We start from the raw sequence: 13,583 nt of genomic DNA, 5'->3' as shown, positions 1-13,583 counted from the left end.
TAAGAATAACATCTTAATGTTATATGCAAAATATTTATTCTTCTATTTCTTCATTTGTAGTTATATCATTCTGTTTGATAGCTTGTTTGGAGCGCGCATCTCAAGCAGCTTCAATTGACTCCCTACGAGTAACGGTTACGGAAGGAACAAACATGGCTGCGGACCTCTCGCCCGACAAAAAATCCATTGCCATTGACTTACAGGGAACGATCTGGGTTTTACCTGCATCAGGCGGGATAGCTCACCCTATAACTGATCCACTCGGCGATTGTCGACAGCCTAGCTGGTCGCCGGATGGGAAACAAATTGCGTTTCATGCGTTCTGGGATGGTCGCTATCACATCTGGACAGTATCCAAAGAGGGTGGCAAACCCAAACAGCTAACCACCGGTATTTACGACGACCGTGAACCCCACTGGTCGCCTGATGGGAAACTGCTCGTATTTGCGTCTGACCGTGGCGGTAACTACGACATTTGGCAGCTTAGTCTGGCCGATGGAAAACTCACTCAACTCACCCAAAATCCAGGTAATGATTTCAGTCCGACGTTTTCGCCGGACGGTAAACAGATTGCGTTCGTTTCTGATCGAACTGACGCGCCAGGAATTTATATTATGGGTTCAGGCCAACCCGAAAAACTAGTTTCTGCCTCTAAAGGAAAACTAGTTGGACCGTCCTGGCAACCCGATGGTTCGCACCTGTTTTACAATGTTCTGAATAATTCGCAGAGTGGGTTGGAGAGTGTCTCGCTTGCAGATGGTAAAGCGCAGATGCTGACCGAAGCGTCGGAAGATGTATTCCCGTTTCGGGCAGGTTGGTTCTCGGCAGATGAATATTTATATACGAGCAGCGGATCGATGAAACGACGAAAACTCGGGAGTTCAACTGCACAGATCATTTCCTTTCAGGCACTGATTGCCCTTCCGAAAAATACGTACAAGCGTAAAACCTATGACTTTGATAGTCAGAAGCCCCAGCCGGTTCTTGGTATTAAAGGAGCCGCCATTTCGCCAGACGGCAAACAGATTGCCTTTGCTGCGCTGGGTGATTTATGGTTATTAGCCAAGGGAACAAAAACGCCTGAGCGAATCACTCAGGGACAGTCAATGGAACTTGAACCGAGTTGGTCGCCGGATGGAACGAAGCTGGCGTACACGTCGGACCGAAATGGGAATATGGATGTCTGGATTCGGGATTTAAAAACGGGAGAGGACCGCAATCTGGTCGATATGCCCGACGATCTACATTTTCCGAGCTGGTCGCCCGACGGTAGCAAAATTGCCTTTTACCAAAGCGATCCACGCAACGCCTGGGGCCGTAGTACGCTCTATGCCGCCGACGTAACCTATACGGCTGATGTAACGGTACCGAAAACCCGAAAACTACACGAATCAGTGTTTGTGCCCAGTCAGGCAACCTGGTCAGCGGATGGGAAAACGATTGCCATATCGGCGCTCCACCCGTATTCTTCACGCTATCGCGAAGGCGTTAGCGAAGTCTTACTTCTTTCGTTCGATGGCAAAAACGACCGTTATGTGTCGCCTGCACCAGGACATAGCCTTGCGACACGGAGTCAGAACGGACCCGTCTGGTCGCCCGATGGTACCAAAATGGCCTACGTTCTTGATGGGTTGCTCTATATAACCGACGTACAACCTGATGGAACGATCACCGGAAAACCTCGCCAGCTAACCACTGAACAGACCGATACACCTAGCTGGACCGGCGATTCAAAAAGCCTGCTCTATCTGGCAACCGACGCGCTCAAGCAAGTTTATCTCGCTGACGGGCATATCGAAACGCACCCAATGGATTTGACCTGGAAAATCAACCAGCCAACCGGAACTATAGTCGTTCATGCCGGGCGTCTGTTTGATGGAAAGGCGAATACCTACCGTAATAATGTCGATATTCTGATTGAAGGTCACCGCATTAAGTCCATTCTGCCCCATCAGGCTGGCCGTCCGGGTACATTAATCGATGCGTCTACAAAAACTGTTATTCCTGGCCTATTCGAGATGCACACGCATCAGCACTCGATGGTTGGTGAAAAATTAGGACGGCTGTGGTTGTCTTTTGGCATTACGTCCATTCGGGAGCCCGGTGCCGATCCTTATGACGCTCTTGAACGCAAAGAGTCGTGGGCGAGTGGTGTGCGGCCCGGCCCTCGTCAATTTTTTACCGGAGGCCTGACCGATGGAACCCGGATTTACTACGGAGCCGCCACCAGCATCAACTCCGATGAGCAACTTGACCGCGAACTTAATCGCTCTGTTCGACTAGGCTACGACTTGATCAAGACCTACGTTCGGATGCCCGATGCTATGCAGCAACGTATTACGACATTTGCGCATGCACACGGAATGCCGGTATCGTCACACGAGATTTTCCCGGCCATGCGCTATGATGTGGACGCCGTTGAGCACATTGGCGGAACAAGTCGACGTGGCTATTCGCCCAAGATTACAGCCATGAACCGGAGTTATCAGGACGTAATTCAACTGCTGGCCAAATCGGGCATGAACATTACCCCAACGGCTTCTTTACAAGGCGGATTTGCGGTACTGACTGCCAAAGATCCGAGTCTCCTGGAGAATCGGCAGTATAAAGCGTTTTATTCTGAAGAATTCACAAATGCACTCCAGGCAGGATCGGCACAATATGCCAAACTTAGTCCCGGCTACCTGAGCAATTTCGGAAATCTTCAGAAAGGTATTAAGGCACTAGTTGACGCGGGTGCACACGTAACGACGGGTACAGACAGCCCATTTGTACCCTACGGAATGAGTTTACACACTGAGCTTCAAGTATTCGTAGATGCCGGCCTGACTCCATATCAGGCGTTGCGATCGGCCACTCTCTGGGCTGCTGAAACAGTTGGCGTCAGTAAGGATCTAGGATCAATAGAGCCGGGCAAACTGGCCGACCTAGTCATCGTGAATGGCGACCCGCTTACTACGATTCGAGATGCGATGAACGTAGAGCAAGTGATTAAAAATGGCGAAGTACTGCCAATTGACCGTCTGCTAACGCGTCCCTGATTATCCTGCGGTTCAACCAGGTTAATGGCCCCAATTCTACGTTTACAATCACTTCGATAGCCAGTTTTTTCAACAAGAGCCCCTTCTTCCGGCACCAGGAGAGGGGCTCTTGTTTTTTGATAGCTACTTAACTAAACGCAGACAGACGGCTTGTCCGTAAGACAGCCTTTTTCCTATTCTATAGGCAAGCAACTAGGCACTTCATTTTCATTGGGTTTAAAACGACTGATCCTAGTAATTATAACTATTTGTACGAATGTTAATTCGTTAGTTAATGTAGTTGGTTTACAGTGATTTTCTTCTTAAAACTAGAAAAGAACGACATTAAAATTTGAGTAAAATTGCCATTTTTTCCTTCGTAAATCTGCTCAAATATTAATTATTTTGTAAAATATTGTATATATGGAATATAGTTTTTATTTAATTAATTTTATTAGAATAAAATTTTGTAAATACGCCATTGAATATGTTTTTGTAGGGTAATCGTTACATTTCTTAACTTAAACTATAACTATGATGAAATCATTACTTATGAGTCTGCTTTTAGCAGTCTTAGGCTGTTCCGGTGCCTGGGCACAGGGGCGAAAGATAAGTGGCACTGTTGCCGCCGACGAAGGTATTGGTGGATTTGCTGGGGCTACCGTTGTTGTTAAGGGTACAACCATCGGCACGGTAACAGATAATAAGGGAGAGTATAGTCTAAATGTGCCGCCATCGGGTACTACACTGGTTTATTCGGCAGTGGGTATGCAGACAGTGGAGGAGGTGATTGGCGTACGGGCAGTCATTAATGTTCAGCTGAAAACAGATACCAAGCAATTAACTGAAGTAATTATCACTGCGCTTGGCGTTAAGGAAGAACGGGATAAGTTTGCCTCTTCGGTTTCGACGGTAGAAGGAAAAAATATTGCCAAATCGGGTGAAACCAGCCTCCTGACCGGTCTGAGTGGCAAAGCCTCAGGGGTATTAATCACACGAAATGGGGGTGATCCAGGCGCAGGTGCCTACATCCAGATTCGTGGCCAAAACACAATCAATGGTAACGCCCAACCTTTGTTTATTATTGATGGAATTCCCGTTAGTAACTCCAGCGATAACACGGGTACGGCAGCGGGTAATGGTATCGTGCAGCAGTCTCGTATCAATGATGTGAACCCCGAAGATATTGAGAGCATGGAAGTACTGAAAGGGGCTTCTGCAGCGGCTTTGTGGGGAACACGGGCCGCCAATGGTGTTGTCATTATCACCACCAAAAAAGGCAAAGACTCGAAAGGTAAAGTTAACATCACTTTCAAATCGACCGTTTCGTTTGATGAGGTCAACAAAATGCCTCACCTACAAACAAATTATGGTCAGGGAGCAAATGGCCAGTACGTACAGGGCAGCCGAACAACCTGGGGCGATCTGATTTCCGACCGGACTGGCGGCCCCGATACCTATATTACAGATCCTACTGCCGCTGGTTATAAAGGGTATGCTACATTCCCGGATGGTACCAAACGATATGCCATTGCCAGCGGTACAGCCGCAAATCCACACGGGGGGAAAAACTCAAAAGATACCTACGACCATACGAAAGATCCATTTCAGACCGGTCACTTCATCGATAATAGCATTAACATCAGTGGCGGTAACGCTCGCAGTAATTTCATGGTCAGTTATTCGAATCTGGCTCAGGAAGGGGTGATCAAGGCATTCAGTAACTACAACCGAAATACGGCACGGGTAAATGTAGCCAGCCAATTTACCGAATGGCTGCGGGTATCGGCTAACGTAGGCTATACCAAAACTAATTCGTCACGCGTGCAGGAAGGTGATAACCTTGATGGTATTATGCTGGATGCCTTACGTACACCGGGCGATTTCAATAATGCCTACTACACCGGAACGTATACGAACCCCGCTGGGCAAGTCTTTAACAACACTCACGTTTCGTTCCGCAACCCACTTGGTGTCGACCAGAGCACGATCTATTCGAATCCAATCTGGAACATCAACAATAACCGGAACACAACCGATGTTGACCGTGTACTGGGTAATATTGAATTAGGGATCACCCCAACTTCATGGCTCAGCATTACCGGTCGAACAGGTATTGATAATTTCCTGGATGATCGTTTAGAGCGCTTTGCCCGTAATGCAGGTACTTACCCAGTAGGTGGTGGCTTTTTATCGAAAAGCTGGATTCATGAAAACCAGTTTAATACCGACCTCTTTGCCAACGCCAGCAAAACATTCAGCAACAACTTTAGTGGATCGTTTGTACTGGGTGTAAACTATAATAGCCGCCGTAAATCCATTTTTCAGACAGCCGCTACTAACCTGATTGTGCCCACCGCACCTGATATTCTGACCAATGCACTGAACTCAAATCTTACTCCTTACAACTATACGGAGTTGATTCGTACATATGCTTATTATGCACAGGCGGAGGTCCAGGCCTACAACATGCTTTTCCTGACGCTGACGGGTCGTAATGAAAGTGCATCAACCTTTGGCTCTAAGACCAACAGCAGCTTCTTTTTCCCATCGGCCGCATTAGCTTTCCAGTTTAGCAAACTGAAAGGGCTGGAAACCAGCTCAGTACTTAGCTTTGGTAAACTTCGCCTGACCTGGGGACAGGTGGGTATTCAGCCACAGCCCTATCAGAACTTTACGACGTTTTCGCCCTCGTACTATGGCGATGCCTATGCGGGAGGTTTAGCATCGGCCAGTTCCCTCTATGCTGGTGGTTTCACACGTAGTTCAACCGCTGGTAATGATTTTCTACGCCCTGAGCGGAAAACGGAAAGTGAAGTTGGCGTTGATTTACGCTTCCTGAATAACCGGTTCAGCTTCTCGGGTACAGCCTATAGCAACAACACTAAAGATGTAATTCTGTCGCTGAACGTGCCAGTCGAAACAGGCTACTCGGTTCGTAACATCAATGCGGCCGAATTATCCAACAAAGGGCTGGAATTTGAAGCCAGTGGCGACGTAATAACAAAGGGAGCTTTCAAATGGAATCTATCGGCAAACTATTCGATGAACCGCAACAAAGTGGTCTCACTAGCCGGATCGGATTCGCAAGGCTTACCAAATTCCTATGGTGGTCAATCGCTGATTGCCGGGCAACCCTTTGGCGTATTTTATGGAACTGATTTTTTGAAAGATGAATCAGGTAAATATAAACTCGATGCCAATGGTTTCCCACAGGGCGGCACCAGCAACGAAATTGTTGGTAATCCAAACCCAAAATGGCGGGGTGGTCTGGGGAGCACGTTCTCGTTCAAGGGAGTATCCCTTTACATGTTATTTGACCGCGTGGCCGGTAATGATTTTTATAACGGAACACGTGGGGCGCTCTATACCTTCGGTGTGCATGCTGACCAGGGCAATACAGCCGTTGTGCCAACAGGAGGTATAAAAGATATCAATGGCAACACGCTGGCAGCGGGTACAAAATTCCAGGGTAATATTAAAGACTTTGGCGCTGGCCCAGTTGCGCTGAATCAGGCCTGGTATCAGGGGTTAGGAACATCGTTCAACTCGGCCTCCACGAAACAGTTTATTGAAGACGGTAGCGTTTCCCGTCTGCGTGAAGTAACCCTTACGTACAGCCTGCGCAGCGAAAAATTCCGCCGGGTTACACACTTGTCATCGGTTGATTTCAGCCTAACCGGACGTAACCTTGTTTTGTGGACCAAGTACACAGGTACCGATCCTGAGGTGAATATTACGGGCGCAACACTGGCTCGTGGCCAGGACTGGTTTACGAATCCAAACACGCGGTCGTATCTATTTTCGCTGAAAATCACCTACTAATCCTGTTTTCGGCGAGTTGACCGCATCAAAATACCAGCGTCATTGCTCTGAGGTCAACCCACCAGAAACCGTAAACTTATTTAAACCATGAAAAAATCATTTTCTCATAAAGTTGCCATATCGCTGCTAGCCATCACCTTGCTGAGCGGTTGTAAGGACCTGTTTGATGATAAAAACATTCAAAGTAATCCCAACGCCGTTACGGATGTCGATGTGGCTACGTTGCTGTCGGGTACATTGGTAGGGGTCGCTGAGTTGCACGAAGATACCGATGTACGCATTTCGGCTATTTGGGCAGGTGCCCTGAATGGGCTTAGCCGTCAGCACCAGGGCTACGCTGACTACATTGTTGCCGCTAGTAATTTTTCCTGGGACCCCCTCTATCCAGTTGCGAGCCAGGCTCGGCTTATTCAAATTAAAGCTGATGCCGCAGGTGACAAATGGACGAAAGGCGTTGGGCAAGTGCTGGAAGCATTACTCATTGAAAAAGCAACCGATTTTTACGGTGACGTACCCTATAGTCAGGCTTTTGACGACGTTAAATACCCAACACCTGTTTTTGACAAGCAGGCTGACGTCTATACTGCCCTGATAACGACGCTGAATAATGCCATTGTAAATCTGTCGGCAAGTGCTGGTTTATCGTTTTCTGAACAGGATTTCATCTATCAAGGCAATGTCTCTAAGTGGATAAAAGCAGCTAACACGTTGAAAGCAAGGCTTTATTTGCATTTAGGGGACTATACAAATGCTATCGCCAGTGCAGGTGCAGGAATCAGCACTACGGCCGATGATGCGCTGATTCCACACGGTACCAGCCAAGGGGTCGATGCCAACCTGAACTATGTGTTTTTCAAAGTCAACCGCCCTGGGGATACGGGTTTCGATGGTGCCTATCTGCCCACGCTCCTGCAATCACGCATTAGTTCGACGAACACTAAAACCAATGAAACAGCGCTCTATAACCACATTATTAAAATCGGGATAACCGGAAATGGCAGTGTGGACCCCAATACGGTTGATGGCGCTTTCACGATAGACGCTCCGCACCCGCTGCTTACCAGTTATGAGAATTTGCTCATTATTGCAGAAGCGCAGGCACGTCTGGGCGATAACACGAAATCATTAGCCGCTCTAAACACCGTTAGAGGTTTTCTGGCAAGTGGTTATTTCAACGGAAAAACAATTCCGACTACCGGTCGTAAGTATGATGCTTATGAACTGGCCGATTTTGGTCCAACCGGGCTGGCTAATCCAACCAAGTTAGCGACTGTGCAATCGGCATTGCTGTACGAGATCATTGCGCAACGGTATATTACCCTACTCATGCAATATGAGGATTACAATGATGTACGCCGGTTAGCCAAAGCAACTCCGACCGTTCAGTTGCCAATTCCACTTTACTCAGGCACCCAGAAACCACAGCGATATATTTATCCGCAAGGCGAAGTCAATACGAATCCAAACGTACCGAAACCACTACCAGACCAATTCACCAAAATCCCAATCTTCCAGTAAATACGTTTAGTTGTTAGGCAACACTGGTTAAAAGGCTACCTTTTTAAGGTAGCCTTTTCTTGTGCTTTCGTTGTAAATTTGTGAAATCCATCAATAATCTTTTTCAGCCTGTGTCGCTCAGAAAACGCCTGCCTGCCTTACTACTTGGTCTTTCGCTCAATTCAGCTTTAGTTGCTCAGGTTCCCTACGGCCCCATTAAGCCAACCCCCTCCAGCGAAATCCTGTCGAATCTTAAAAAACTGAATGTTCTTGGTTCTGTGCTGTACGTAGCGGCCCACCCCGACGACGAGAATACATTGCTCCTGGCTTATTTAGCCAAAGATCGGCTTGTCCGCACAGGCTACCTTTCATTAACACGGGGCGATGGCGGGCAGAATTTGATCGGGCCAGAACAGGGTGAAAATATTGGAGTTATTCGCACTCAGGAGCTTCTGGCTGCCCGGCGTGTCGATGGGCCTGACCAGTTCTTTAGCCGGGCGTATGACTTTGGTTTCTCCAAATCGACTAATGAAGCCGTACGTACCTGGGGACAGGATAAAGTGTTAGCCGATGTCGTCTGGATGATTCGAAAATATCAGCCCGATGTGATTATGACTCGCTTTCCACCCGATGCCCGTGCTGGTCATGGGCACCATAGCGCATCGGGTTTTCTGGCCGAAGAAGCGTTTAAAATTTCGAACGATCCTACGAAATTTCCAGAACAGCTGGCCTTTGTGAAACCCTGGCAGGCTAAACGTATTTTCTGGAATATGTTCATTCCAGGTGCTTTCCTGAGTAATCAAAAACCCAACGAAGCGGGAAATCTGATCGGCGTTGAAACAGGTTTGTATAATCCGCTACTGGGTAAATCGTATGGTGAGATTGCGTCCGAAAGCCGCAGTCAGCATAAAAGTCAGGGCTTTGGTGTAGCACCTAACCGGGGTGCCAAAATTGATTATTTCCTGCTGAAAGGCGGTAGCCCCGTTGAAAAAGATCCACTTGAGGGCGTCGATATGAGTTGGAAACGAGTGAAAAGCAGTGATGCCGTACAATCCCTTGTGACGCAGACGATTGCTAATTTCCGACCTGACCAGCCCGCAGCTTCGGTACCGGCACTGGTACAGCTTTACGGTGCAATTACCAAACTGGATACAACCAATATTTATGTAAAAGCCAAACGTCAGGAAGTGCAAACACTCCTTCAGCAATGCCTCGGGCTATGGTTTGAAACAAACCCTTCCGACTTTGCGGCTACGCCCGGCGAAACCATCAAAATCACGACGAACGTTGTTAGCCGGGTCAATGCGCCGGTTAAGCTGGTAAGCGTTCGCTACTCAACCGGAAAGGATACAACACTCAATCTGGCACTCAAATCGAATGACGTCATCCTGTTTCCAACCACATTGGTGATTCCGAAAACGCAGAAAATTTCTCAACCTTACTGGCTCGAAAAACCGATTGACAAAGGCTTGTTTCAGGTCGACAATCAGCAATTAATCGGCCTTCCCGAAAATCCACCAGCTCTAACTGCCAGCTACACCTTCGAGATTAGTGGACAGTCTTTTACGTACAGTCGTCCGGTAGTTTACAAATCGACAGATCCTGTTGATGGCGAAATCTATCGTCCGTTCATCATCCAGCCTGCGGTGACGGCCAACCTCACCGATCGCGTCTATGTGTTCGCCGATAACACCCCCAAAACGGCTGAAATTGTTGTAAAAGCGGGTCAGGCTAATCAAACGGGAACGTTGAAGCTGGATGTTCCGACGGGCTGGCGTATTGAACCAGCATCGGTACCCTTCTCACTGCTCCATAAAGGAGACGAGCAGCGGTTTACCTTTAGTGTTTCGCCAACGGCTCAGGCTAAAGACGGCAAGCTACAGGCTGTCATGACGACTGAAGCGGGCGCTTATACAACGGGCTTGCGTCTGGTTGCCTACAAGCATATTCCAACGCAAACGCTGTTCCCATCTGCCGATGCCAAATTGGTGAAGTTAGATGTGAAGGTGACCGCGAAAAACATTGGCTACATTGTTGGGGCAGGTGATGAGGTTCCAGCCGCTCTACAGCAAATGGGCTGCCGTGTTACGCTGCTTGGTCCTTCCGATCTTTCCGGAAATCTTTCTGGTTATGATGCCATTGTTGTGGGTGTTCGGGCTTATAACACCAATAAGTGGATGGCTCCTATCCAATCGAAATTAATGGATTACGTTAAAGAAGGTGGGACGATGATTGTGCAGTACGTTACGCCAGTTAATTCGTTTTTTCGGAATGAAGCGCCCTTGCCACAACTTGGGCCTTATCCGTTTAAAGTCGTGAATGAACGGGTAACAGAAGAGGATGCGCCCATGACGTTTATCAACCCGCAGCATTCATTACTCAATTACCCCAACAAGATTACTGAAGCTGATTTCTCGGGCTGGATTCAGGAGCGCGGTATTTATTTCGCCCAGGATTGGGACAAAGCCTACGAACCCATTTTCTCGGCCAACGACCAGAATGAAGCGCCCAAACAAGGAAGCCTGATTTATGCCAAGTATGGCAAGGGACACTTCATGTACACAGGACTCGTATTCTTCCGGGAATTGCCCGCCGGTGTACCTGGTGCCTATCGACTGTTTGCTAATATGATTTCTGTTGGAAGTAATAATGCAGCCTCTGTGTCGGGTTCTCAAACAAAATAGTATGACCTTGTGGTGATTGTGGTGTCGGGTTCTTAAACCCGACACAGCGAGGTTTTGAGAAACCTCGTGTAGCAATTCCGATTCTCGCGAGGTTTTGAGAAACCTCACTTGTCAGGTTTAAGAACCTGACACCACAATCACCACTGCAACTAATGTGGCTTCATCCATTCTAATTCGTCTTATAGAACGCACTAATAAAAGTCCGTTTCTATGGGTCTCCGCAACCGTACGCTACTAACCGAAGAACGTTGTTTTTTCATTACAACAACCTGCTACCAGCACCTACCACTTTTAAATGATTTAGCATGTTTCAATATACTGTTCGATAGTTTTAAGTTCTACAATGAGAAATACAAGGCAAAACTTCTGGCCTATGTATTGATGAACAACCACATCCATTTTATAATTTTCTTCGAAGTGGAAACTCGCCTGATTGAATACATGCGAGATTTTAAGAAGTTTACATCGCTAAAATTACGAGAGCATATTCAGACGCAACAAGTTGAGTTGGTTCAGTCGATCGGTTACGAACACCGTACTCAACATTTTAAGATATGGACTGATCGGTATGATGACGTGTATTTATATACTCGTGATGTCTGCGAAACTAAAATCGAGTATATCCACACGAACCCTGTGCGGGCTGGTTTAGTAAGTGATCCACTTGATTACCCATTTTCTAGTGCTGCTTTTTATGAAGGGAAGCGCCGAAAATCGCAATTAATGCATTATCGAGACATATTTTGAGTAGTCAGTGTGACGATGGTTTCAGTGGTGTCAGTTTCTTAAAACTGACACCACTAAAAAACTCTAAAAGCTAGTGTAGTTCTTCTACCTTCCAAAACGTCTGTTTCCCTTTCAGTTCAGCCTGTCGCATCATCTCATCAGCTCCCGCTGATGGGCCACCCACACGGAGAACCCCATCACAGTGATCGATGAGTCTAATGGCGACGGGATGAAAGATTTCGTTGAAAATCGCATCTCCAAGTTGAATAGAACCGGCTGTATGAATTAGCGGTAAGGCTATCCATTCGCCACAGATCGGCGTATGCCCAAGTCGATAAACGGCTAGGGCTGCTTCGTCCATAGCCTGCATATTTTTCGCGATCAAGGTAGGATCGTCATTGGTGCCAGAGCGATATGGTCCAGCTATGAGAATGAGCATGTTAGTTTTGATTTAACTGTTGTAACCGCAAATACTGGAGTAACATAATCGTCTTCCCATCCATAATGTCGCCATTTTTAATCATGGCCATAGCCTGACTAACGGGCAGCTCCAGAATGTCAATTTCTTCTTCGTCAATGCCACCCCCAGCGTTCCGTTCCGTATCGGCGGTGTAGTGAGCGAGGTAAAAAAACAACTTTTCCGTCACTGAGCCTGGACTCATATAAGCTTCCATAATTTTCTCTACCGACTGAATTCGATAGCCAGTTTCTTCTTCCGTTTCCCGCCGAATGGCGTCGTCGGGGTGCTCATCGTCGAGTAGACCAGCGCAAGACTCAATGAGCATTCCGGATGAGTTGCCATTCACGAAGGTTGGTAAGCGGAACTGACGAGTCAGAATTACCGTATCAGCCTCTGGATTATAGAGCAGAATGGTGGCTCCGTTACCCCGGTCATAAGCCTCACGCTGTTGAGTAGTCCACTGCCCATTTTTACCCAGATAATTGAATGTGAATCGTTTTAGGATGTACCAGTTATCAGAAAGTAATTTCTCCTCTGTTATTTGTACTCGTTCACTAGTCATTTGTTTAAAATTGTTTGATTTTGTTTATTTTTGAGCAAAAGAACTAAATCGGGTATGAATTTCCAACAGCGGAAACAACTTATTGTACAAACGGTAGAAGAGCAAGGATCAGTTGATGTGAGCGAATTGGCTGAATTACTACAAACGTCGGAGATGACCGTTCGCCGTGATTTGGTTCAATTGGCAGCTTCAGGCCTGCTTTACCGAACACGGGGGGGAGCCATGAAAGTGAGCTTAGCTACCGACAAACACCGATTTGCCAACAAGACTGCTGTTAATGCTGAACGAAAAGACTATATCTGCCAATTGGCGGCACAGGAAATTCAGGAAGGTGATGTGATCTTCATGGATTGTGGCAGCACCGTGTTTAGGCTCTGCCCTTTCATCCGAAATAAGCGTATTACTGTGATCACAAACTCGCTACCCGTTGTGGCTGAGTTGATGGTGTCAGAAGTGACAGTCAATTTGGTAGGTGGCGAAGTTGATAAAGAGCGACAGGCGGTTCATGGGCTGATAGCAGAAGAACATATGGCCCGTTATCGGGCTAATCGGGCATTTATTGGTGTCGATGGAATCTCGCTGGAGCATGGTCTGAGTGCTAACAGCGAGAAGGAAGCCAGTACAGCGACAACAATGGCCCGACAAACCGAAAAAGTTTACCTGCTCTGCGATTCATCGAAATTAGAAACCAACAAATACCTCTATTTTGCGCCATTAAGCCTGTTCCATGTGTTGATTACAGACAGGGAAGCGAACGCTGCTATTGTAGCAGCCTATCGACAGGCAGGTATTACGCTGATTAATTGACC

At 47.2% G+C, this 13,583-nt stretch carries 8 protein-coding genes; 6 read left to right on the top strand and 2 right to left on the bottom strand.

The genetic code is table 11. The annotated features are described in order from the left end of the window. Positions 1-152: 152 nt before the first annotated feature. The 5 genes from GO755_RS31805 to GO755_RS31785 all read left to right on the top strand — a co-directional run bounded on the left by GO755_RS31805 (position 153) and on the right by GO755_RS31785 (position 11,773). Entirely contained in the window at positions 153-3,041 is a 2,889-nt protein-coding gene (locus GO755_RS31805; protein WP_227687165.1) for a DPP IV N-terminal domain-containing protein, read from the top strand. 513 nt (positions 3,042-3,554) lie between these two features. Then, positions 3,555-6,845, top strand: coding sequence for a SusC/RagA family TonB-linked outer membrane protein (locus GO755_RS31800; protein WP_227687164.1), 3,291 nt, complete (start codon positions 3,555-3,557; stop codon positions 6,843-6,845). An 87-nt stretch (positions 6,846-6,932) separates the two neighbouring features. Beyond that, positions 6,933-8,363, top strand: coding sequence for a SusD/RagB family nutrient-binding outer membrane lipoprotein (locus GO755_RS31795; RefSeq protein ID WP_157589473.1), 1,431 nt, complete (start codon positions 6,933-6,935; stop codon positions 8,361-8,363). Between the two features lie 110 nt (positions 8,364-8,473). Further along, positions 8,474-11,026: a PIG-L family deacetylase gene (locus GO755_RS31790; protein WP_317166003.1), complete on the top strand. Its 2,553-nt coding sequence runs from the start codon at positions 8,474-8,476 to the stop codon at positions 11,024-11,026. Between the two features lie 210 nt (positions 11,027-11,236). Then, positions 11,237-11,773, top strand: coding sequence for an REP-associated tyrosine transposase (locus tag GO755_RS31785; protein ID WP_157589471.1), 537 nt, complete (start codon positions 11,237-11,239; stop codon positions 11,771-11,773). A 70-nt stretch (positions 11,774-11,843) separates the two neighbouring features. On the opposite strand, the gene GO755_RS31780 is transcribed toward GO755_RS31785, so the two are convergent. Together GO755_RS31780 and nudK are read right to left on the bottom strand one after the other, a co-directional pair. Continuing rightward, a complete protein-coding gene (locus tag GO755_RS31780; RefSeq protein WP_157589470.1) occupies positions 11,844-12,191 on the bottom strand; it encodes a DUF4406 domain-containing protein in 348 nt (115 codons plus the stop codon). A gap of 1 nt (position 12,192) precedes the next feature. Beyond that, positions 12,193-12,774 (bottom strand): GDP-mannose pyrophosphatase NudK, encoded by a 582-nt coding sequence (nudK, locus tag GO755_RS31775; RefSeq protein ID WP_157589469.1) that lies wholly within the window; start codon positions 12,772-12,774, stop codon positions 12,193-12,195. Positions 12,775-12,828: 54 nt separating this feature from the next. Here nudK and GO755_RS31770 point away from each other — a divergent pair, with 54 nt between their 5' ends. Next, the gene (locus GO755_RS31770; protein ID WP_157589468.1) at positions 12,829-13,581 is read left to right on the top strand and encodes a DeoR/GlpR family DNA-binding transcription regulator; all 753 of its coding nucleotides are present in this window, start codon (positions 12,829-12,831) and stop codon (positions 13,579-13,581) included. The last annotated feature ends 2 nt before the right edge of the window (positions 13,582-13,583 follow it).

Source organism: Spirosoma arboris (assembly GCF_009754945.1).
GTDB lineage: Bacteria > Bacteroidota > Bacteroidia > Cytophagales > Spirosomataceae > Spirosoma > Spirosoma arboris.
Note: the sequence above shows the minus strand (reverse complement) of the source record. Positions and strands in the feature narration are given on the sequence as shown.